Here is a 22,839-nt window from a genome sequence, read left to right as displayed (position 1 = left end):
AATAATGAATCAACGCAGCTTGGCATTCAACTTGTCCTCCAGGTTCTTCACTAGTTTGGACATAATCTTGTCAATCTGCTTATCGTTCAACGTGGCATTCTCATCCTGCAGCAGGAAGCTCACCGCGTAACTCTTCTTACCGGCTTCCAGATTCTTACCCTCATAAACGTCAAAGAGAGAAACCTCCTTCAGCAGCTTTTTCTCCGTCTCGTAGGCAATCTTCTCAATTTCCGCAAACTGCACTTTCTTGTCGAGCAGTAACGCCAAGTCGCGTTTCACGGCAGGGAACTTGGAGATTTCCGTATAGCTCACCTTCACATTGCGGATGGCCTTCAGCAATTCTTTCCAGTTGAAATCGGCATAGTAAACCTCGTTGTCAATATCGAATGCCTTCAGCAGCTTCTTTGTTACAATACCGAAAGTAGCCAACCGCTTTCCACCCCTTGTCTGTACGGATAAACCGGCAGCATAGATGTCATCAGTCAGATTGCCGACAACCAAATCATGCATGTGCAGCCCCAATCTGGCAAAGACATTCTCAACGTATGCCTTCAGCTCATATACCGAGCTGTTCTCATCCGGATGAGCCCATGAGTTGGTCACCCTCTTGCCAGTCACCCACAAACCAAGATGATAGTCTTCGGAATAAGCGGCAAGCACTTTCTCCGGATTCTTCTTTTCCTCGTTGAAGTGATAACAATTACCGAATTCAAAGAATTTCAGGTCTGCATTCTTACGGTTGGCGTTGTGCGAGATGCTTTCCAATCCACCGAAAAGCAGTGTCTGACGCATGGCATTCAAGTCTGCACTCAACGGATTCAGCAACATTACCAGATTCTTCGACGGATAAGACTCCAAGTTGTCATAGTAAGCGGCACGCGTCAACGAGTTGTTCAGAATCTCATTGAAACCACAGCCCACCAGCTGCTCGGCAACCAGGTTTTGCAGTTTGTTGGATTTATCATATTCACCCTTGGTAGTCAGACAAGACTTCAAGGTAGTCGGAATCTCCACATTATTATATCCGTAGATACGCAGGATATCCTCTATTACATCGCAATCGCGCTGCACGTCCACACGGTAAGGAGGAACATCCAGTGTAAGCCCTTCGGCTGTCTCGTCTACAATCTTCATTTCCAGACTTGTCACGATGCTCTTGATGGTATCCACCGGAATAACTTTACCAATCAGTGAGTTCACTTTCTCATAGGCAAGTTCCACACGGAAATCCTTGGCAGGAGCGGCGCACACATCTTTTATTTCAGAAGAAATGGTACCTCCGGCAAGTTCCTTTACCATCAAAGCAGCCAGCTTCAGGCAGTAAATAGTGGCATTCGGGTCAATACCTCTTTCAAAACGGAAAGAAGCATCTGTGTTCAATCCATGACGACGGGCTGTCTTGCGTACCCATGTGGGATGGAAGTAGGCACTTTCAAGGAACACATCCTTGGTGGTTTCCGTAGAACCGGAATCCAGACCGCCGAACACACCGGCAATACACATCGCCTCTTCCTTGTTGCAAATCATCAGGTCGCGTTCGTTCAATTTACGCTCCACGCCATCAAGAGTTACAAACGGAGTACCTTCCGGCATGGTCTTTACAATCACCTCACCGCCTTTAATCTTATCCGCATCGAAGCAGTGCAGCGGCTGGCCGAAAGCATGAACGATATAGTTGGTAATATCCACCACATTATTGATAGGACGCAGGCCGATAATACGCAACTTGTTCTGCAACCATTCGGGGCTTTCTTTTACTGTAACCCCTTTCACCGTAACGCCGGCATATCGGGGACATGCTTCGCTGTTCTCTACAGTTACTTTAATATCCAAGTCGTGATTTTCTACCGCAAAAGCGTCTACCGAAGGTTTCTTCAAGGTAGCCTGCTTACCGTTCTGTATCAAGTAGGCGTACAAGTCGCGTGCCACCCCATAATGTGAGCAAGCATCGGCACGGTTGGGAGTGATGTCCACTTCCAGTACGTAATCGCTCTTGATGTTATAGTAGTCCTTGGCAAGCGTACCCGGAACAGCTGTCTCCGGCAGTACGATGATGCCTGCGTGGTCCGTACCGATACCGATTTCATCCTCAGCACAAATCATGCCGACAGATTCCACGCCACGAAGTTTTGATTTCTTGATGGTAAAGCATTCGTCACCGTCATACAGTTTTGTACCCAACGTGGCTACTACCACTTTCTGTCCGGCAGCTACATTCGGAGCGCCGCATACAATCTGCACGGGTTCACCTTGTCCCAGGTTCACCGTAGTGACGTGCATATGGTCTGAGTTAGGATGAGCTTCGCATGTCAGCACTTCGCCGATGACCAGTCCTTCCAGTCCGCCTTTAATGGTTTGCACCTCTTCCACACTTCCCGTTTCCAGTCCGATGGAGGTTAGTGCCGCAGCAACTTCATCCGGTGTCAAATCGAAATCGACATACTCTTTCAACCAATTATAAGAGATATTCATATCATTACATTTTTATTGTTTCCAAAAGTGACCTGCAAAGGTAATAAGATTTTTTGGTTGGCAGGGAATTATAAATGAAGAAAATAACAAAAAGGCGATGAAGTGCTTTTCCTTCACCGCCTTTCCCCTAATATTACTACATGAATCTACAATTTATACATTCATTGCATTGGCGCCTAAAGCTCCCAATATGGCGGAAGCAACAGCTATCACTACCTTCAAAATTTTGTCCCAAACGTTCTTTTTCATAGTCTTAATCTTTCAAAATTAGTAAATACATCTTATCCTAACGGGTTCTCTCCCTGGTCACCGTCGGAACCGCCACCGGAATTACCACCATCACCGGCATCATCCTTACCGTCAGTCACCACTCCCGTCCATTTCTCAAACTCCACACCCTGGAGCAGGGCACGCGTAGTGCCGATGGCAGCCGGGCGCGTATATTCCGGAGTAAACTGGCAGCGCAAAGCAGTCACCTGATTGGGATTCACGTCTTCAGATTTGACCACTCCCTTACCTCGCGTACGGGCCTTCATGGTGAATGTGCCCAGGCCATCCAGACGCACCGTACGGCTGTTCAGCAACTGGCTCCTCATTACCGTCATCAGGTTACGGATTACATTATGTACGTCACCCGGAGTCAGGGAAGATTTCTCGGCAATCACCTCAGCCAGCTGTTGCGCATCCACGGCTCTTCCCACTTTCTTCAAACTCAGATGCCAAAGTTTGGCACCCTCTTTTGTCGCCAGAGACGACTGTCTTGCATAATAAAATAAAGGCATACTTTCTTTCTCCTTTTTACATTTTTAATTCAACATGGTTTTTAATCTCGTTTTGTTGATCAACAATGCAAAGGTGAGGATATATTTGCCTGCAAACAAAAAAAACAGCCTCGCTGAAGCTGTTTTCTGAGATAAGTTTATAAAGTATTGATTTACAAGTCGACAGATTAGGCAAGCCAACTTAATCAAAAAAAGGAAAGCTTATTTCAAATTGATTGATGTAATCCAAAATACCTCTTCATGAAACAGACATAAATAAGACTTAACAAGAGGATGGTACATAGCAGATACCAGTAGCCTGAATCCAAACACATTATATATCCTACGATTATGATTGCCTGCACTGCCATGTAAATAGAAGAAACCATTACATGAGGAATCTTCAGCTCATTCGCCATAATCTGATACAGATGTTTACGATGCGGTAGTCCGATATTCTCATGAAGCATCAGGCGGTGAATGATAGTCAGCACACTATCCACACCATAAACGGATAAAAGGACTATCCAACTGAAATCTTCTGTTTCAATGATGAGCCTGCCTATCAGGAAAAGAAGGATGAAGGCAATGCTCACCGAACCCACATCACCGGCAAAGCATTTGGCATGCTTGCGGAAATTGAAGAAACAGAAGACAAGAACAGAACAGATAACGGTATATATGAAATCCGCTTCCACAAAAGTAACCACCTCCTTATTGACATAAGCCAACGCAGCAAGAATAACCAGAGAATAACCGCCGGTTATGCCGTTAATGCCATCCATAAAGTTATAGGCATTGATGATGCCCGTACAGACTATCAAGGCTATGACTATCCACCACCAAGACAAGGAGAACAGTCCCCACTGATAAAACATCAAGGCCATGGCAGAGAAATGAAAAAGCAGTCTTGTCATCTGTCCGGTGGATTTTATATCGTCCACGAAGCTGATGAACGTCACCAGTGTCAAGGCAAGCAGGAACCAGGGATATTCAAAGTCACTCGTCAGGAAATAAGCCAACGCTCCGAAATAGAAAATAATCCCACCACCGCGTAAAGTCACTTTCGTATGGGAACTGCGCTCATTGGGCTTGTCAATGATATTACACCTATCAGCTATTCTAAAATAAAAAAGTTCTGCTAAAAACAGCAGAACCAGTATTAGCAGATAATACATAACAGTATTTTCCTCTTTAATTTTTAATTATCAATTTTTAATTCTTAACTTTTAATTTGAGAACGATTTTATCGTTCTCACTATCCCCTCCTCTGCCCTCACCGGCATTCTGTCAATTCCCAGGGCAGCCTTTATCTTCGCATTACTCACCACATAATTCTCTGTCAACTTGCGCAGACGCTCTTCATTCAAAGGCAAATGGAGCAGAGTCCCAAAACGGGCACAGAACTCCATCAGTCCTCTGTTTATCTTCCAGATATGCGGCTTACGCTCCAAAGCCTCACACATCAAAGCTATCAGCTCATTTGTGGACAAGGCTTCGTCATCTCCCATGTGGTAGATACCACTCGCCACCTCCTTGGTCAAAAGACCTTCCACCACGTAGCAGAGATTGTCTATTGAAGTAAAAGACCTTCTGTTCTCAAAAGCCCCTAAAGGCCAGGGAATGCCTTTCCTCACCACATTATAAAGAAGATTCAGATTGCCTTTGTTGCCGGGACCATGAATCATGCAGGGACGCAGGATATAGACATCTTTGCCATCATATAGATTAGCTTTCAATCTGCCATCCTCAGTCTTCAACCGGCCAAGGATGTAATTCTCCGCAGCTATCTTGCTTTCCCCATACGGCCCTACCGGGGCAGGCACCACATCTTCAGTCAGCATATCCCCCACCACACTGTCGGCAGCGGCTTTTACCGAACTGAAGAATATGAATTTCTTCGCGGACGATTCCAGAAAGAAATCAAATATCTTTTGGGTCAATCCGGTATTGATGCCGAAATAAGTTTGGGCTGCAGAACGGTTCTTCGTATCGTGAGCCTTGCCCGCCAGATGGATAATGGCATCGAATTTCGGAAGATTCCGCATCGGAAAAGAAGCCGGTTCAATGTCTTTCCAAGAAAAAGTCTTTACCACTCCTTCCTTTTCTGGTACGACAATATCCAGCCCATAAAGGTTATGACGCTCCTTTAAGGCAACAACAAAGTTGGAACCCACAAAACCGTGGATTCCAGTAATAAGTATGTTCATGAAGTAAAATAAAACTTTAAATCTTCACTTATTTAGTAAGAAAATCAATTAGAAGATTTTGCAAACGACGAGGATCTTGCCGTCCATCTCAGACTATTATTATCTCAATTCTATCCTCAAACATTTGATAATAAATATGGTTCTGTTTATAAAAAACACACTTAATCTCTCCATACTGAGATAAGCGTAACACCTTCTTACCCAAATGAGGCGCGTGCCCCAATGATTCTATAAAGGAAATGATTTTAATGGTGATATCATCAACTGTTTTCTTTCCATAAATCAGACCAAACTACTTCCATTCTAACTTTTCAGATAACAATCCGTATACAACCTTATTGGAAATCATCTGTCCTTTCCTCGCGAGCTATTTGAACATATTTTATAGCACCAACAACTTGTTTGTTCTCATTTTGTTCTTTATATGATTTCATCTTACCCATAGCTTCCATTTTCTTACAAAAAAACTTACCTATTTTGAGATATACTAATAATCATTCAACAACTTGCGATTTCAGATACAATTTCTTCACAAACCGCATATCATGCTCCACCATCATCTTCACTAATTCCGGAAAGCTTGTCTTCGTAGAACTCCCCCCTCAGTAGTATCTTGAGCGTCTTGGCTTTCATAGGATTTCCCAACAACTGCTCAACCTCACAAGGACGAAAATATTGATATCGATTTCAACCTGCGTTCTGCCAGTCTTCACATCAATGCCTTTCTCATTCACACCTTCACCTTCCCAACAAAGTTCAACACCGACTTTCTTGAAAGACAAAGTTACAAACTCATGAACCGTATGCATGCAAGCACTCGATTTAGGGTATTCACCTTTGAAAGGACACATTACAGTGCCCTAAACCAAGTTTTGTTAATTAATTAGTTTTGAATTTAACACTGGCTTGCAGCCAAGGTGATTTTGTCAGGAACTACGTTAACATAATCCTTGTAACCGTTAAAGATATTTTTGAAAAAAGTTCCGATGAAGTTCCAGATAGAACTACTATGAAACTTTATCATTCCAATCACACTGTGATAAGTTACAGCCATTTCAGCACCGGCATCACTACCGTAATGAAGTGAGTTATAGTAGTAAGCTTTCGAATGGTTCCTATCAAGTAGACCCAAGGGAATTGTTTCATATAGAGAAGCGTCCATTTTATCTTGATATGCTTCTCCACCGCTTTTATTAATAAGCCACAGCGATTGTATCAAAGAATTTGGATATATCTATATCTAAAACCCATGCATACTTCCCCGCCTTTCTGCCTTAGCTATGGCATCATGAGCAGAGCGATGCAGACGATATCCAAATGAATCCTCATAAAAACAAGGTTCTATGAGGGGCCCAATGACATTTACAACAGCCATTTGTGCAATACGGTCTTCAATAGTGGGAATCCCTAAAGGTCTTTTACCGCCATTGAATTTCGGTATTTCTACAAATTTTACTGCTTTGGCATATAATTACCGGAGTTCATGCAATTCCATAGATAATAAAGATTGAAACCCCAATTTTGCTCATAAGTGCTCATCTCTTACCATCAATGCCTGAACTACCTTAATTAAACTTTACTTTCTTAAAGGCTTCAAAGATTATTCTTTTGTCTATTTGAAATGGTTTTGCTTCTTGCATTGTGTCCTGTTTATCAAGTTGCGCGATACAATCCGCTGAATACGTTTCCCCCTTCGCTCCCCCTCCCTTCTCACTACAAGAACTTCAACACTACTACGGAGAAATCTGCCACAGATTGAGACTTTGACACTTTTCTGCCTTACGTGTCATGTGTCTTTGACATTTTCTCTTGACATTCTCAATCTGCTTCTCACGTTCCATCAAAGAGTCTATATAATGGTCTTGCCGCCTACAGACAGATCACCAAATTGTGCAGCTTGCAGAAAAAACTACACATGCTCCGAATGAAGTAGATCGTAACAACCAGAAACAAATACTCTTGTACTCATCTATGATTTTGAAGACTCTCTTGATACCATTCGAATAATTTCTGTACACCCTCTGCTATTTCAACCTTATGCGACCAACCAAGAGAATGAAGCTTCGAAACGTCAATCAATTTGCGCATGGTACCATCAGGTTTGGAAGTATCAAATTCAACCATTCCCGAAAAACCTACAACCTTAACCACCAGTTCAGAAAGTTCACGGATGGTTAATTCCTTTCCCGTACCTACATTGATATGGCTGTTGCGAATCTCACCAAGAGAAGGAATAGCACCACCACGACCATCTGAGTTGTTACGGTCAACTGCACCATCAGCCTTTACACCATATTGTACAGATGAATACTTATCAATACCGATAATATCTTTGAAATCAACATTCAACAATACATGTACGCTGACATCTGCCATATCCTCACTCCACAGAAACTCACGAAGAGGAGTTCCTGTACCCCAAAGCACCACTTTGTTGCCGTAGATACCATAAAACTCTAAAGCCGAGAGAATGCGGTCATGAGAATTTGAGCCATCTACATTTCCCTCTCCTATTATAGCTTTCAACTTTTCATTTGGATTGATAGGACGTTTGTCCATATCGTTTTCAATACTCTGCCAATCGTCCTCATGAATCAATTTAGCTAAATAGATTTTTCGCATCATGGCAGGTATCACATGACTATTCTCCAAATGAAAATTATCGTTAGGACCGTAAAGATTAGTAGGCATTACTGCAAGATAGTTATCACCATACTGCAGGTTGTAACTCTCACACATCTTCAAACCTGCTATCTTTGCAATGGCATATTCCTCGTTGGTATAACTCCAATTCACTGGTAAGCAAAGCATCCTCACGCATTGGCTGAGGAGCGTTTTTAGGATATATACAAGTACTACCCAAAAACAACAACTTCTTAACCCCATGAGAATGTGCATTGCTTAATACATTGCACTGCATCTTCATATTCTGCATGATAAAGTCGGCACGATAAAGAGAGTTAGCCATAATACCACCTACGAAAGCAGCAGCCAATATTACAGCATCCGGCTGCTCTTCATCAAAAAGCTTCTGAACCTGATATTGATCGGTCAAATCAAGTTCATCGTGACTGCGACCAACCAAATTATGATAGCCACGAGCCTCTAAATTCTTCCAAATGGCAGAACCCACCAAACCGTGGTGTCCTGCTATATATATCTTACTGTTTCTATCTAACATGGTAATTAAATTACTTAACGATGCCCTTTTCAAGATATTCTGCCAAGTTTGTCTTTACTTCATCCTGTACACGTTCCACGGCAACCTTCTCCATATCATGATCCACCATGATACGAACAAGTTCTGTTAGTGGTGTTTTACCCGGATTCCAACCTAACTCAGTACGAGCCTTAGTAGGATCACCCCAAAGATTAACCACATCAGTAGGGCGATAAAAATCTTCCGATACCTCTACAAGCACCTTACCGGTAACCTTATCGATCCCCTTCTCATCTATTCCCTCACCTTGGAACTCCAATTCAATACCTGCGTGCTTGAATGCTAAGTAACAAAACTCACGAACCGAGTGCTGTTCACCAGTAGCAATCACAAAGTCCTCTGGTTGTTTATTCTGAAGAATCAACCACATACACTCCACATAATCTTTTGCATACCCCCAGTCACGAAGAGATGAAAGATTGCCTAGATATAATTTATCTTGTTTGCCTTGTGCTATACGGGCAGCAGCTAGTGTTATCTTACGAGTAACAAAAGTCTCACCACGGCGTTCCGATTCATGGTTGAACAAAATACCCGAACAGCAAAACATATTGTATGCCTCACGATACTCTTTCACTATCCAATAGCCATAAAGCTTAGCTACGGCATAAGGGCTATAAGGATGAAAAGGAGTCTTTTCACTTTGTGGCACTTCCTCTACCTTACCATAGAGTTCAGATGTTGAAGCTTGATAAATTCTGCAAGTAGATGCCAGTCCACACTGACGTACTGCTTCCAATACACGAAGTACGCCCGTAGCATCCACATCAGCCGTAAACTCAGGGGAATCGAAACTTACCTGCACATGACTTTGAGCGGCCAGGTTGTATATTTCAGTAGGACGCACCTTATTCATCACCTGAATAATACTCATCGAATCACCCAAATCTGCATAATGAAGGTGGAAATGAGGCTTACCCTCTAAATGAACAATACGCTCACGAAAATCCACTGACGAGCGACGTATAGTACCATGCACGTCATATCCTTTCTCTAATAGAAGTTCGGCAAGAAAAGAACCATCCTGACCTGTGATGCCTGTTATTAAGGCAATGTTTTGCTTAGATATCATATTATTTTCTTATTAATTCATATATCTTATAAATATATCGTAATGATAATATAAGTCTATTTGAGTATATTCCATTTGCTTTAAAAGCCTTGATATGTTCTTGCATAATTCGTATTCTAGCTTGCAATCCATCTGTACTTACGCCACCTGTACGCATCGTAACAAAATCTTTTGATATGTATACTGTCTTAATATGATTTTTAAATATCAATCTTAACAGATTTTCGAAGTCTGCTCCAATTTTGTATTCAATATTGAATACACCATATCTCTTATATATCTCACGTTTACAATAGAAAGACGGATGAGCGGGCATCATGCCAAATCGCATCATCCATGGTCGAAATAATTTTGAAGAATAATAGCGAACACATTTATTAAGATTATTGTCATTAACAAAATGAATATCACCATAAGTAGCATCTAAATTATTATCAAGACTAAATTCATTAACAATGGTCGCTAAGCAATCATTTGAAGTATAAAAGTCATCGCTATTTAATATTCCTATCACATCACCTGTCGCCATTTCAATACCCTTATTCATAGCATCATAGATACCTTTATCCGGTTCAGATATCCATTTAAGACAATCACCAAACTGCGATTCAAATTCACAAATAATATCAACCGTACCATCATTAGAAGCACCATCGATGATAATATATTCAAGTTCTGCGTTCAATTCCGAAAGAGCAGGAATTTGCTCGACAACACTACGCATAGTGTCACACAAAGTTACACTGCTATTCCAAGTAGCAGTGATTACAGAGATTTTCATAAATAGCATTGATTATTCAGTAAGCGTACGCTTCTTCCCAAAGTCCTCATAAATAAATTATTTTTATCATCTTAATTGACCTATAAAAAGTTGTACGACTTAATAATTTAACATTTAAAAGCCCTAAATAAGGGTTTTGAGACGACATTATATCCCGAATTTTACTTCTTGAGTCTGATACACCACTTATTATACTGAGGGATAACAGATTTCTCTCCCCACAAATAATTTATACAACAATGAATGTTCAACTACTACTTCAGATTTTCTTCGCTGAGCTCAGAAAACACGAAGCCTATTCTGTTCCGCCATTACAAATAACCTTACAGCCAATACATAACACACAACCCTCTGACACCCCTTCAAACTTTGATTCAGGGGCGTCATCAACAATATTATATATGTCGCCTCTACCACAAGTTACTTGATGGAATATCGTAACATTATCTTCTACAGTTGTATTCCCATGCAAAATTATTCCTTCAAGCCAATGTGGGAATTTAATATTATTACCAATTTCATTAGAATTAAGCAACTCTGATTTTATTACCTTATAAACTCTAAAAGCAATCTTTAGAAGTGGATTATTTGAATGTATAAGTCTATTAATATCCACAACGTTGAACTTTAAAATCGTCCTTATACCTGCTTAAGAACTTCATTATACAAATTAATATACTTTTTAAATTGTTGGTCTTTATCAAAAAGATTTTTTGCACGAGTCCGACAATCATATTGTAAAGGGGGATTTTTAGAAATATCCATAATCGCTTTTATTAATGAAGATACATCGCCTTGTTCAACAACAATACCAGTTTTGTCATCTATAGCTTCTGGACTTCCACCAGTATTATATGTAACAATAGGAGTACCGCAAGCAAGTGCTTCAATATTTGTTGTAGGAAAATTATCTGAATATGTGGGATTAACTAATACAGTACTTTCTGAATAAATTTGAGCCAATTCTTCCATATTAGTCGTTCTAGATATACCTAGAATACCATCCGGTAGATTCTTTATTTGATTATTACTTAATCCTACCAATTTTATTTGATAATTTTCTGGTAACCTATGGCGAAGTTCTATAAAATCATTAAGGCCTTTTCTTGCATCCCAAACAGCTGCGACCCCCAATAGTTTTATAATGTTATCCTTTTTCTTAGATTCCTCATAAGGTTTAAATATATTCAAATCGATACCATTATGAATAGTCTCTATTCTTCTACTGCCAAGAAAAGATTGACTTAACATGTTTGACATCCAATGTGATACTGAGACTAAATATAAATGTTTAACCTTTGAAAAATAATACTTCTTTAAAAGGTATTGTTTATCTGCAATATTTCTGAATAGAGCACGTTTTTGCGGGCATGAATGACAGCCTGTCTTCCATTGATGACAGTTTAACATATCATAATACATACACCCCCCCGTAAAAGCCCAACAATCATGCTGAACCCAAACTACAGGTTTATCTGTAGACGCCAAAAATTCAAATAAAATAGGATAATTTAAATAATGGTCATGAATGTCATGAAGTTGAATAACATCTGGATTGACTTTTTTTATATAAGACACAAGTTTCTTTGTTGAAAGTTTAGAGGCTAAACCTTCTCTATCAAAAAAACAATGCTCAAAATAGTGTTCATATACATCGAACAACGTACCTATTTTATACTCTTCGCTAATGCTGTCTCTATGCATCCTTGCATATGAAATGTAGCATTCCCAACCATACCTCTTAGCAACTTTTGCAATATCCTCTGATATTTTCCCTATACTTAATATGTTACTACACACATTTATTTGCAATAATTTTGGCATATTTTGCAGTTTAATTGTTTTCCCTTTTACTCAAAACAAAATCAAATGCACTAATAGCTCCTTGAGCCATATGATCCACAGTTGCCTTCCCATAATAATATTGCTGGGCCGCTATTCCCATATTAATATATTTAACAGAATCTAAAATAGCGTCTTTCATAATTTCAACTAATTCTTCAGAATTATCATACATAACACCATTTTCTCCTGAAGTTATGTGATATAATTCACCACCTGTTATAGCGTTTTTTTGAGTAACAAAAGGAACCCCATATCCCATACTCTTAGGCACCGATAATCCAGCTTGCAAAGGAGAAAAACAGAGAATTGCTTTTTTAAATTGCTCTGCTAAAACATTTTCATCGAAAATAGCACCCTCTAGTGATATATTATTCTCTAACTTGTTCTTTCTAATAAAATCTTCTATAAAAGGTCTCATTTCACCTTCTCCTACTATTCGCAACTTAGGAATTTGATGATTAAAATTATCAATAGCCTTTTTATAAGAATCCAATAGTACCTCTAATCCCTTCCCTTTGTATAAAGTTCCTACAAAAAGAAAATCTTTCTTTGTCTTATTCTCTATATCGATTTTTTTTACCAGCGTGGTATTTGGTGCTACAAAAACCTTATCCATATCTAAAGAACTATTCTTCCAAAACTCTTTAGCTTTTTCCATATAGAAAATTGAAGCATCACAACGACTAAAGATTGTCTGATATAACTTATCAATAATAGTGTGTTTACGATCTGTAATATACGGATGAGTATATGATACTCTAAATCCAATGCTCCAATTTAAAAGTCCATACTTATGTGGCAAAAATGGTAGTATGCAATAACTAAATACATGAGGATCTGGCACAAAGCTTACAAGATCATATTGTTTTGTCAAGCGACAAATTCCTTTAATAAATATAAAGGGACCTAATTTGGAAAAGTTTAATTTTATCAATTTAAATAAGCATTTCTCCTTCGCTCCATTACTACGATAGTATGCTACTGTTAAATCATAATTAGCTGCTATAGTATTATAAATAGGAACATTATAGGAAGAAATGTCATTTTTAAGCAAAAGTACTTTTGGTTTCATATTAATTTTTTTAATTGTTCCGTCAGACAATATCGAACTATAAGCATAAGACCCACCTATGTTGACGGATAACCTTATTATTAAATGTGATAAACACCCTCGAGTGGGCAAATATTGAAACAATCCAATACTACCTTACCTTTGAGTTTATCCCAATTCTGCTTAATATGATCGTGTTTAACCATAACAACAACCATATCAAGATTCTTCAAGAACTCATCAAAGTCAGAGAACTGATTCTCTGCAATCTTATGATTCTCGAGAAATGGATCATAGCACTTCAAAGGACGCGCCAAATGGCGCTGCTGGATATCAAGCATCTGGAGTGTTGGGGACTCACGGAAGTCATCTACATTCTCCTTGTATGTTAAGCCATAAAGACCAACGCGACGATTGTCTGTGATATTATTCTCCTTCATGATCTCATAGATACGCTCGAGTACGAATGTTGGTTGAGAATCGTTTGTCTTCATTGACTCATCAATAACCTTTGCAAGCTGAGGGTAGTCACCTACAAGAAACCAAGGGTCAACAGAGATACAGTGGCCACCTACACCTGGTCCTGGCTGGAGGATATTCACACGTGGGTGCATGTTACAGATCTTGATGATCTCGTAAACATCCATGTTGTCGTGACGGCAAATACGAGAAAGCTCGTTAGCAAAAGCGATGTTAACAGCACGGAATGTGTTCTCTACAACCTTAGTCATCTCTGCTGTACGGATGTCAGTAACAACGATGTCACCCTGACAGAATGAAGCATAGTAGCTCTTTACCTTCTCACCAATAGCCTTATCATCAGCACCAACAGTACGATTGTTGTGGACCAACTCATAAACCATATTACCAGGGATGATACGTTCAGGAGCATGAACAAGGTTAATGTCCTCACCAATCTTAAAACCATTCTCCTCAATTACAGGGCGAACGAATTTGTCGATAGTACCAGGAGAAACAGTAGACTCGATAACGACAGTTGTACCTTTAGGACAAACCTTCATTACTTCTTTAACTGCACCCACTACATAACAAGCATCAACTTTCTTAGAGAACTTGTCATAAGGAGTCGGTACAGATACAATGTATATATCTGTCTTCTGATACTCAGTGGTGAACTTAATACCTGCCTTTACCGCAGCATTGAAAAGTTCATCAAGACCATCTTCCTTGAAAGTTGTCTTACCCTGGTTGAGAGTGTCAACCAATTCCTTGTTGTAATCTGTACCGATTACCTCAACGCCATGAGACGCCATCATGAGGGCGGTAGGAAGGCCGATATAACCCAATCCAACTACATTAATCATGATTTTAATATTTTGAAATTTCTATTTTTACTTATTTGCCGTAAGGCGCAGGATTCTCACCATTAAGAGCAGCAATAATGCGTGAGCATGCCTTGCCATCACCATAAGGATTGACTGCTTTGCTCATCTTCTCATATGCAGATGCATCATCGAGCAAGGTGCTAATTTTACTGACAATTTTATCATAATCAGTACCAACAAGATAAACGGTACCGCTAGCAAGTGCTTCAGGACGCTCTGTGGTATCACGCATAACGAGTACAGGCTTGCCTAAACTAGGAGCCTCTTCCTGTATACCACCTGAGTCAGTAAGAACTATATTAGCCTTGTTCATCAAGTGTACAAACTCAAGATACTGCAAAGGCTCGATGAAGAAGAAATTTGGACGAGTAAGATCCTCTCCAAAAACTTCATGAATTGGTTTACGTACGTTTGGATTCAAGTGCATTGGATAGACAAAATCAACCTCTGGATATTTCTCAGAGATATCCTTCATAGCAGAAACCATACGGATGAAGCCATCGCCAAAATTCTCACGTCTATGCCCTGTAATCAAAACAAGTTTCTTGCCATCAGCAAGACGAGTAACGTCATAGCCAGCTTCAAACAAAACCTTATCTTGTTCAGCACGAAGAGAACCATCTGTCTTGAGTTTCTCTACAACCATGTGGAGAGCATCTATAACAGTGTTACCTGTTACGAAAATTTCACCATGAACATTTTCTTCCTTGAGATTCTTTTCAGAAAGAGGAGTTGGTGCAAAGTCATAATTAGCAATACGACCTATAACCTGGCGGTTCATCTCCTCTGGCCATGGCGAATAAAGGTTATGAGTGCGAAGGCCTGCCTCTACATGACCTACAGGAATCTGTGCATAGAATGCAGCAAGAGCGCCCGCAGTAGATGTGGTTGTGTCACCATGAACAAGTACTACATCAGGACGATACTCCTTGAACAGGTCACGAAGACCTATGAGGACACGAGCAGTAATATCTGTTAAGTCCTGACCTTGTTTCATAATATTGAGGTCATAATCAGGTTTCACATCAAAAATGTTAAGCACCTGATCAAGCATTGCGCGATGCTGACCTGTAACACATACTATAGTTTTAAACTCATCTGGGTGCTTCTGGAACTCTTTCACCAGCGGGCACATCTTAATGGCCTCTGGACGAGTGCCAAAAACTAACATGACTGTCTTCATAATTATATTAAAATATTTTTATTATCGGTATAGGCGTTTAGGGCACACCGATTAAAATAATTCCGTGCCTTTACCGTATATGGGAAGAGGAAATATATTTAAAGGCGTGAAGTCTATTGATTTTTACCATCGCTTCAATTCAGAAGAACCATACTATGAGTATCTATCTGAAATCAAATGGAAAGACGACTATGTATGCAAGAAGTGTGAAAACATTCATTACTGTAAAGGCCGCCTTTCTTATTCTCGTCATTGTACCAGATGTAAGTACGATGAAAGTCCAACAGCTAGAACAATGTTTGACAAGTGCAAATTTTCCATTGAACAGACATTCCACATAGCATTCAAGATTAGTACAAAGAAAAAAGGCATGTCTTCATTGGAGTTGTCTGAAGAATATGGTTTGCGTCAGAAAACTTGTTGGGAATTTAAATGGAAAATACAACAAGCAATGCAAAGCTCTAAAAACACATCTATTTACAGAAGAAGTACATATCGAGAATTCTATGTTGGTGAAGAGGAAGAAGGTGTCGTTGGACAAAAAGCAGGAAAAAAGAAACTCATTGTTGTTGCCTTAGAAATGCAAGGAGTAGAGTTTGGCAAAGCCTATGCTCAAGTTATAGACGATGTTTCCTCTAAGTCTTTCAAACCGTCCTTTGAAACCTACATTAACAAGGATACTACTGTTATTACCAATGAATGGAATGGATACAAACCATAAAAAATGACTATCTCGTTTGTTGCAACGTTCATCTAATGACGGTAAAGGATTTCCGCAGATGCATATTCATATCATGAATATCAAAGGATGGCTTTGTGAAATACACCACCATTGTTCGAAGAAACGTCTTCAAGGTTATCTCGATGAGAATTTTAGGTTCAACAGAAGGAGTCAAATGGGCACAATCTTCGATGTGCTCCTCCGTAGAATGGTAAATAATAGCCGAAACGCCTTAAATAGGGAGTTTTGTAAATGCGCCCTAAACACCTATACCGATTTTATTATTTCCTTTTGCACTCATACCATCGGAAATAAGATACCAAAATATATATCCTGAATTGATACCTACACCGAGACCCGAGACAAACATTAGAACAAATAAAACAAAATAATTAGCCTTATCAATCAAATCACAAGTTTTTTTATTTTTTTAAATAATACTTCCATATATAAAAGTAAAACTATTAGCCCACAATCTAACAAAAGACTTAATATAGCTGATTCGGCTCCATTACCAACAATTTTTCTACTATAGTTATAATCTCCCAAAATATACTGAAAGAGATTGTAATGATTAACCCATATATTGAAATGCTTTTGCATGTAGAAAGTTCTATCCTCATTTCCGGCATCAGCAAAGCTAAAAACATTAAGAAGTCTCTCAAGGACTCTACTATCTAAATTTAGATAAGATATAATTTCAAAGAAACTAAAGACGATAAATCCTATAACAACGAACTTCGACAGTCTCGAACTCTCTTTTACGAAATACAAGATAGGTAAAATCAATAATACTGTAGATGTTCTACAACCACTTAAGATAGTTTCAATAAAAGCGATAAAATATACATACTTATATTTTGGGGGCAAACATATTGTCATCAATGCTATACAAACTCCACCGCTTTTAGGATCCGAGAACAAACCAAAATGATAAATAGGTCCACCAATATAAATTTCATATCCTTCTGATATATTAACTAAAACCTGACCAGTAATCAATTCATTTGCCAGAGCAAGAAAATTTAAAATAATTATTGAAATAAAAGTCCAATAAATAATCTGAGAATTGTCTTGCCTACTTTTAAGGTACATGCCTAGAAATATTGGAACTATAAAAGTAACTATTAAAGTATATAAATCATCAAGTCTAGTGATATAGAATAGTGAATATACAAACAATAAAAAAAATAAAATAACTGATATTCTTTTAGTATGGAAAGAAAAATAACGAAAATTAAAAAAATACGAAAGAACAATCCATATAATAGCAATTAGTTGAAGAATTTTATTCAATAGTGGATAATATGTATTACCAACACTAGAAAGTGAGAATGCTAAAATTATCAGTACTATAAATATATATTTTGCATATCTTGCTAATTTCATATTTATATGATTTAGTCTGGATATTCACATTTGTTAATAATAAAATTGTCTTTTAGAAAATCAGCATTTTCTTTGATTCTATCATAACTCCACTCCCACCATTTAAGCTTTTCTAATTTTGATATTTCTTCGTCATTAAATCTCATCTTAATTACCTTTGCAGGATTTCCTGCAACAATTGCGTATTTAGGGACATTTTTTGTAACAATAGAACCTGCACCAATAACAGCACCTCGGCCAATTTTTACCCCTGATAAGATAACAGAATTAGATCCTATCCAAACATCATCCTCAATTACTATTTCACCCTTTGATACCGCTATATTATCGTTTTTAATTCCAAGTACATGACCTACTACATCACAAGTACTAACTGTTTTCATGTTGTGATTATGCTCTTGAATAATTACATTTGAGGCAATAGAGCAGAAAGATCCTATATTAACACCATATTTAGCACCAAATATACGAGTACCAGGGCCATTAATTGATGTATACCGCCCGACACTTATCTTTCCGAATAAAATTGCTTTGTCATGAAAACAACATCCATCTGATAATGTTACATCTCGTCCAATAAAAGAACTTGCTAAAATTACCTTATGCAGATTTTTTGTTTTTTTTATAACAAAAAACGGACTAGAAAAGCATGGAAAATCACATGCAACTCCCTCCTAAACAAAAGCAGAAAAAAATAATTTATAATGGATACTAAAAACTTACTCATTACAAGAAATTAATTTATTCCTTCAAATTTATCTATAGCTTTACTATATATTCCCTTATATTTGATTCGTTCTATATCTGTATAATCATTAAGAGTACGTAGATAGAAATGATTTACTCTTGCAAATCTTCTGAAAATTTTCGTATTTACAATTAAATCTCTTAAATAGTTTCTTGTACCCAAAATTATCATATGAATAAAAAAGAAAAAAAGAAAACTCAATCTTATTCTTCTGTTTATTCAAATATAAATCCTCAATATAAGCTGCTGCTCTTTGATAATTTTTGCCATCTGCAAAACCGATAACATCCTTTATTATCTTCAATCTATCATTCTCTTTATCTGCAAATAGCTTTATACCTCCTGTACTATAATATTCATCAATAGCTTTTTGAAGATTTTCAATGTTCTCAATAATAGGACTGCCTTCAGAAATTGATGACCTATTAAACTTTTGAATAATTGGATTATATAATAGAGTATGTTTCTTCAAGAGCCATGCTTCTAAAGCTGTTGTGCTTTCAAAAGCTATTAAAATATCGCAAACATTAATTACGTCGAATACGTTTTCTTCAGTTTGTAAAATCAAAACATTCTTGAATTTTTCGATTTTGGAGAACTCATCATAATTTTTATTTTCAGTTAAAGGATGTTTTTTGGCAATGAACAAAATGTCTGGATTATTTTTAACAAGCTCTAGATAGCCATCTTGAAGAGCAAACAACGAGGCTTTAATACCTTCCAACTCCTTACCGAAGTAAATAGGTCCTGTACTGTGATTTTCATTAAACATAAAATCAAAAGTATAACCTGCCAAGGTGACCACTTTGGTGAATTTATCCTTTTTATATTTTGAAAGTAAAGATTGACGATCCATAAAAGATAACAACGAATATTTATCAAAACCTGTTGCACCAGATAACTTTATCTTATTGTTATCATAGCCTTTACTTGTTTTGAAATATTCAATGTTTCTTTGAGACCATTCTAAATGTAGATCTTCATAAAGCCTCTCTTTAGTATTCCATCCAAACAGCATCGTAGTAATTGAACCATCAATATATCTATAATCTCCTTCGGACACGAAAGTAACAACTTTGCACCCCATCATAGAAGCAAATCGGCATGCCCAAAGATGATTTCTACATCCTATTGCATTTGCATCAATTACTAATTTGGGTCTATATTTCAAGATATCGAATACGAAATTATCATAAAGCCATTTTCTTGTAATAGTTATATCTAAATCTTTCTCGAGCTTAGATAAAACAGGCTCTACAATATCAACGTCTCGTCCTCTACTTGAATAAGTGAATGACAATATGTCTGTTTTTGATTTCATTATACAAAGACCTTAAATAAATTATTATAAATATCGATAGATAACTATACTTGATCAAAATATTATCTATAAAAAAATACGAAACACCAAAAGAAATAACCCAAAAAGAAAGATGTGATAAATAGAATTTCCAATTCACATCAATTTCTTCGTAACGTTTTGAAGCAAATATAATAATTAGAGTGTAAGTAATCACTGATACACAATTCGATATACCAGCTGCCACATAACCAATACTAGGGATTAATATAAAATTCAAGAGAAGACCGATTGCAGCTTGTACAACCGCAGCATACATAAACCATTTTGTCACTTTATGAAAACTGAGTACATCTGAAAAAAGCCTATACTGTGCTTGGAATATATATACACATGTTAAAAAAATCACCGTCAGGTAATTAGGTACAAATTTATGGTCCAAAAATATATTCATTAGTTCTGGAACTACAGTGCAATATAAAAAAGTCATAAAGCCCATCATTAACCATAGCATATGAGATAATGAAAATAACCTTTTTAAGGCTGCAATTTTATCATCTATAAAAGATTGAATTTGCAAAGGGCCTAATGCTTGCATTACAGAGTCTTGAATAAAATAAACGACAAATGAAATTTGAACGCCAACAGAATACTCACCACATATCGCAGGACCACAAAAGTATGATACTAGAACCCTATCAAAAGTCCTAATAAGCCATAATGCAATACTATTTGGTAAAAGTGGTAAAGAATAACTAACCGAACTTTTGATTAATCTAAAGGATATTCTCAACTTTAGCAATCTGAATTTCAATAGTAGCAAAATATATGCAGCTGCTTTAAAAACATAGCTAAGTGAAATAGCGAGTAATCTGGCGAATGCTCCATCATCAAATACATAGAGGACAAATAATATTGAGCAAAACAAGTTTATACTTGTACCTACAACTTCTATTATAGTCATTGTTTTTAGATTAAATGTCTGCTGGCAAACACTTAGTCCTATTGTCGCAATCTGAAGGAACAGATATGGATATGCAAACAAGTAACTATAAGGATACGCGGGTATATGAAGGAATCTTTCAAAACATAAACCAGAAGATAATACAAAAAGGCTTAGTATAATAAAGCCAGAAGTAACAACAAACCAAAAGATTGTGGATACTAATTCAGACTTCTTTTTATCGTTAAATTCATGATAAAATCGATAAATAGCTTTATCAATTCCTCCGCAAAACAACATAGGTAAAAACAAGCCAATTCCAGTAGAAAGCTGTACTATACCATATTCTTCTGTGGATAAATACCTACTTAAAAAAGGGAGCAGTATAATTGCAAGACCATTATTTAAGGCATTACATATAAAATACCAGCTACTCTGTTTCATGAGAGCCCTCATGAATGATGCACCTGCCATATAAAATTCTAACTATTTATTTTAATTGTTTTAATGTAGGTCTGCCCATACTGATCATTAGATGCTATTCCTATAGTATCAATATCTTCATATCTTATCATATTTTCACTGAAAACATAATACCATGATTTACCATCAAGACCAAAATCAAATTCATCATGAATATATCGTCCAGATTTTGTCTTAACAGCAAGATATGGTTGCGGTCCAAAAACTTTTCCTTTTACAGTTTTAACTGACAATTCGTTACCTTCGAGATTAACATCCAGTTCAAAAGGTTCAGGTTCATTTCCGAGTACTGCATTAAAAGCATCCTTTGCTCTTTCGTACTTGAACTGAACCTCTGGATATTTTGCAACAATAGGAAGTAACAAATCCCAAAAGTATTCAATTTCCCACCCCATATCACGGAAATCATGATTAAAAATACCTAACAGAGTTGGCAATCCAATATCTGCTCGCTTAAAAGCCTTCTCAATTTCATCAGAAGTGATATTACCATAACGTGATACAAGATTCATAAATCTTCCTATAACACGATGACATGATCCTGGTATTTGATAATCATAAATATCTGGATGATAAACACTCCAATCTTTTGGCGCTCTTCTCCAATCACCAGCCTGTCCATTTCTTTGATCTTTATGCTTCTCCTTATTATCATTTTCGACAGCCATATTTGAACAATCAAAAGGAATCCATTGCTCAAGAAACCAATTGGCATCCGGTCTTTCTGTTACGCAACCTGCTCTGAAACAAGATGGAAAGAAATTTCTGTCAATAATACGATGTGAAAGTATTTTATGGAATTCATGTGAGTGTTCATAAGACTTTCCAGCTCTATGTGCTTCTTGATAATGAGACATCGGATGAAAATGCCATTGTATATCATCATTAAATTCACCATATTTATCTAAGAATTCAACATACCTATCATGAACATTGTTGTATCCAATATCTCTATGGCGAGGATTTTCTTTATATCCAACATGATCGAGACAAAACCAGTTATACACCCAACCTCCACCGAATGAATCAGGATATTTAAATCTAAACTCCTTAGACATAATTTTTGACAACATAGATTCAATTTTATCCCATGTATCATGATAATTTTGCAAGGTTGGTTCAAGAAATTTTGCCACTTCATTCTCTATACCATTAAGCTTGATTTCTTCATTTCTTAGCTTCTGCAGATTATCATATGTTGGATTTAATTTAATACCAAAAGTAGATTCCAATCGTTCAAAAGTTGCTTTTGTTGATTCATAAAGAGGACCTTCTGTATCAATTGCATGTACGATATATACTATTTTCTTCATA

17 protein-coding genes and 4 pseudogenes are annotated in these 22,839 nt (G+C 37.4%); 1 reads left to right on the top strand and 20 read right to left on the bottom strand.

Annotated elements, in window-relative coordinates:
* Nucleotides 1-9: 9 nt before the first annotated feature.
* From pheT to wecB, 15 genes and pseudogenes are all read right to left on the bottom strand, one after another.
* Entirely contained in the window at nt 10-2,472 is a 2,463-nt protein-coding gene (pheT, locus tag NQ510_RS12230) for a phenylalanine--tRNA ligase subunit beta (RefSeq protein WP_005828264.1), read from the bottom strand.
* Between the two features lie 153 nt (nt 2,473-2,625).
* Nucleotides 2,626-2,721 (bottom strand): smalltalk protein, encoded by a 96-nt coding sequence (locus NQ510_RS12225; RefSeq protein ID WP_005828262.1) that lies wholly within the window; start codon nt 2,719-2,721, stop codon nt 2,626-2,628.
* A 32-nt stretch (nt 2,722-2,753) separates the two neighbouring features.
* Nucleotides 2,754-3,254, bottom strand: coding sequence for an HU family DNA-binding protein (locus NQ510_RS12220; RefSeq protein ID WP_005828259.1), 501 nt, complete (start codon nt 3,252-3,254; stop codon nt 2,754-2,756).
* A gap of 206 nt (nt 3,255-3,460) precedes the next feature.
* Nucleotides 3,461-4,411, bottom strand: a complete 951-nt coding sequence (locus NQ510_RS12215; protein ID WP_005828257.1) for an MraY family glycosyltransferase — start codon at nt 4,409-4,411, stop codon at nt 3,461-3,463.
* A gap of 51 nt (nt 4,412-4,462) precedes the next feature.
* Nucleotides 4,463-5,443, bottom strand: coding sequence for an NAD-dependent epimerase/dehydratase family protein (locus NQ510_RS12210; protein ID WP_005828255.1), 981 nt, complete (start codon nt 5,441-5,443; stop codon nt 4,463-4,465).
* Between the two features lie 494 nt (nt 5,444-5,937).
* Nucleotides 5,938-6,252: pseudogene (locus tag NQ510_RS12205) on the bottom strand (GDP-mannose 4,6-dehydratase); the annotation flags it as partial.
* Between the two features lie 86 nt (nt 6,253-6,338).
* A pseudogene (locus tag NQ510_RS12200) lies at nt 6,339-6,533 on the bottom strand (IS66 family transposase); the annotation flags it as partial.
* An 875-nt stretch (nt 6,534-7,408) separates the two neighbouring features.
* Nucleotides 7,409-8,624: pseudogene (locus NQ510_RS12195) on the bottom strand (GDP-L-fucose synthase family protein).
* A gap of 10 nt (nt 8,625-8,634) precedes the next feature.
* Nucleotides 8,635-9,735 carry a GDP-mannose 4,6-dehydratase gene (gmd, locus tag NQ510_RS12190; RefSeq protein WP_005828235.1) on the bottom strand — a complete coding sequence of 367 codons (1,101 nt, stop codon included), beginning with the start codon at nt 9,733-9,735 and terminating at the stop codon, nt 8,635-8,637.
* A 1-nt stretch (nt 9,736) separates the two neighbouring features.
* Nucleotides 9,737-10,516 carry a glycosyltransferase family 2 protein gene (locus NQ510_RS12185; protein ID WP_034525624.1) on the bottom strand — a complete coding sequence of 260 codons (780 nt, stop codon included), beginning with the start codon at nt 10,514-10,516 and terminating at the stop codon, nt 9,737-9,739.
* Nucleotides 10,517-10,811: 295 nt separating this feature from the next.
* A complete protein-coding gene (locus NQ510_RS12180; protein ID WP_005828231.1) occupies nt 10,812-11,132 on the bottom strand; it encodes an LbetaH domain-containing protein in 321 nt (106 codons plus the stop codon).
* A 23-nt stretch (nt 11,133-11,155) separates the two neighbouring features.
* Nucleotides 11,156-12,340: a glycosyltransferase gene (locus tag NQ510_RS12175; protein WP_074668562.1), complete on the bottom strand. Its 1,185-nt coding sequence runs from the start codon at nt 12,338-12,340 to the stop codon at nt 11,156-11,158.
* 10 nt (nt 12,341-12,350) lie between these two features.
* Nucleotides 12,351-13,433, bottom strand: coding sequence for a glycosyltransferase (locus tag NQ510_RS12170; RefSeq protein WP_005828224.1), 1,083 nt, complete (start codon nt 13,431-13,433; stop codon nt 12,351-12,353).
* A gap of 80 nt (nt 13,434-13,513) precedes the next feature.
* Nucleotides 13,514-14,737 carry a nucleotide sugar dehydrogenase gene (locus NQ510_RS12165; RefSeq protein WP_005828223.1) on the bottom strand — a complete coding sequence of 408 codons (1,224 nt, stop codon included), beginning with the start codon at nt 14,735-14,737 and terminating at the stop codon, nt 13,514-13,516.
* Between the two features lie 31 nt (nt 14,738-14,768).
* Complete coding sequence (gene wecB, locus NQ510_RS12160) at nt 14,769-15,941, bottom strand: non-hydrolyzing UDP-N-acetylglucosamine 2-epimerase (protein ID WP_005828221.1); 1,173 nt, start codon at nt 15,939-15,941, stop codon at nt 14,769-14,771.
* A gap of 79 nt (nt 15,942-16,020) precedes the next feature.
* On the opposite strand from wecB, the pseudogene NQ510_RS12155 reads away from it, so the two are divergent.
* Nucleotides 16,021-16,894: pseudogene (locus NQ510_RS12155) on the top strand (IS1595 family transposase); the annotation flags it as partial.
* Nucleotides 16,895-17,067: 173 nt separating this feature from the next.
* On the opposite strand, the gene NQ510_RS12150 reads toward NQ510_RS12155, so the two are convergent.
* From NQ510_RS12150 to NQ510_RS12130, 5 genes are all read right to left on the bottom strand, one after another.
* A complete protein-coding gene (locus NQ510_RS12150; protein WP_259816714.1) occupies nt 17,068-18,051 on the bottom strand; it encodes a hypothetical protein in 984 nt (327 codons plus the stop codon).
* 11 nt (nt 18,052-18,062) lie between these two features.
* Nucleotides 18,063-18,434 carry a CatB-related O-acetyltransferase gene (locus NQ510_RS12145; RefSeq protein ID WP_240053821.1) on the bottom strand — a complete coding sequence of 124 codons (372 nt, stop codon included), beginning with the start codon at nt 18,432-18,434 and terminating at the stop codon, nt 18,063-18,065.
* 432 nt (nt 18,435-18,866) lie between these two features.
* On the bottom strand, nt 18,867-20,120 hold the full coding sequence (locus tag NQ510_RS12140) for a BFO_1060 family glycosyltransferase (RefSeq protein ID WP_259816711.1): 1,254 nt from the start codon (nt 20,118-20,120) through the stop codon (nt 18,867-18,869).
* Nucleotides 20,077-21,516, bottom strand: coding sequence for a lipopolysaccharide biosynthesis protein (locus NQ510_RS12135; RefSeq protein ID WP_005828209.1), 1,440 nt, complete (start codon nt 21,514-21,516; stop codon nt 20,077-20,079). The genes NQ510_RS12140 and NQ510_RS12135 overlap by 44 nt, the downstream gene beginning before the upstream one ends.
* An 8-nt stretch (nt 21,517-21,524) precedes the next feature.
* Nucleotides 21,525-22,838, bottom strand: coding sequence for a hypothetical protein (locus tag NQ510_RS12130; RefSeq protein ID WP_005828207.1), 1,314 nt, complete (start codon nt 22,836-22,838; stop codon nt 21,525-21,527).
* Nucleotide 22,839 lies beyond the last annotated feature (1 nt).

Origin of the sequence: Bacteroides uniformis (assembly GCF_025147485.1) — a bacterium.
Taxonomy (GTDB): Bacteria; Bacteroidota; Bacteroidia; order Bacteroidales; family Bacteroidaceae; genus Bacteroides; species Bacteroides uniformis.
This window is presented reverse-complemented; position numbering and strand designations above follow the sequence as displayed.

What these genes read in the sequence shown, in the direction of transcription:
- NQ510_RS12185 (WP_034525624.1), bottom strand. Translation starts at nt 10,516, where the DNA reads ATGAAAATCTCTGTAATCACTGCTACTTGGAATAGCAGTGTAACTTTG.
- NQ510_RS12175 (WP_074668562.1), bottom strand. Translation starts at nt 12,340, where the DNA reads ATGCCAAAATTATTGCAAATAAATGTGTGTAGTAACATATTAAGTATA.
- gmd (WP_005828235.1), bottom strand. Translation starts at nt 9,735, where the DNA reads ATGATATCTAAGCAAAACATTGCCTTAATAACAGGCATCACAGGTCAG.
- NQ510_RS12225 (WP_005828262.1), bottom strand. Translation starts at nt 2,721, where the DNA reads ATGAAAAAGAACGTTTGGGACAAAATTTTGAAGGTAGTGATAGCTGTT.
- NQ510_RS12165 (WP_005828223.1), bottom strand. Translation starts at nt 14,737, where the DNA reads ATGATTAATGTAGTTGGATTGGGTTATATCGGCCTTCCTACCGCCCTC.
- NQ510_RS12220 (WP_005828259.1), bottom strand. Translation starts at nt 3,254, where the DNA reads ATGCCTTTATTTTATTATGCAAGACAGTCGTCTCTGGCGACAAAAGAG.
- wecB (WP_005828221.1), bottom strand. Translation starts at nt 15,941, where the DNA reads ATGAAGACAGTCATGTTAGTTTTTGGCACTCGTCCAGAGGCCATTAAG.
- NQ510_RS12135 (WP_005828209.1), bottom strand. Translation starts at nt 21,516, where the DNA reads ATGGCAGGTGCATCATTCATGAGGGCTCTCATGAAACAGAGTAGCTGG.
- NQ510_RS12170 (WP_005828224.1), bottom strand. Translation starts at nt 13,433, where the DNA reads ATGAAACCAAAAGTACTTTTGCTTAAAAATGACATTTCTTCCTATAAT.
- NQ510_RS12130 (WP_005828207.1), bottom strand. Translation starts at nt 22,838, where the DNA reads ATGAAGAAAATAGTATATATCGTACATGCAATTGATACAGAAGGTCCT.
- NQ510_RS12140 (WP_259816711.1), bottom strand. Translation starts at nt 20,120, where the DNA reads ATGAAATCAAAAACAGACATATTGTCATTCACTTATTCAAGTAGAGGA.
- NQ510_RS12150 (WP_259816714.1), bottom strand. Translation starts at nt 18,051, where the DNA reads ATGAAATTAGCAAGATATGCAAAATATATATTTATAGTACTGATAATT.
- NQ510_RS12215 (WP_005828257.1), bottom strand. Translation starts at nt 4,411, where the DNA reads ATGTATTATCTGCTAATACTGGTTCTGCTGTTTTTAGCAGAACTTTTT.
- NQ510_RS12210 (WP_005828255.1), bottom strand. Translation starts at nt 5,443, where the DNA reads ATGAACATACTTATTACTGGAATCCACGGTTTTGTGGGTTCCAACTTT.
- NQ510_RS12145 (WP_240053821.1), bottom strand. Translation starts at nt 18,434, where the DNA reads ATGAAAACAGTTAGTACTTGTGATGTAGTAGGTCATGTACTTGGAATT.
- pheT (WP_005828264.1), bottom strand. Translation starts at nt 2,472, where the DNA reads ATGAATATCTCTTATAATTGGTTGAAAGAGTATGTCGATTTCGATTTG.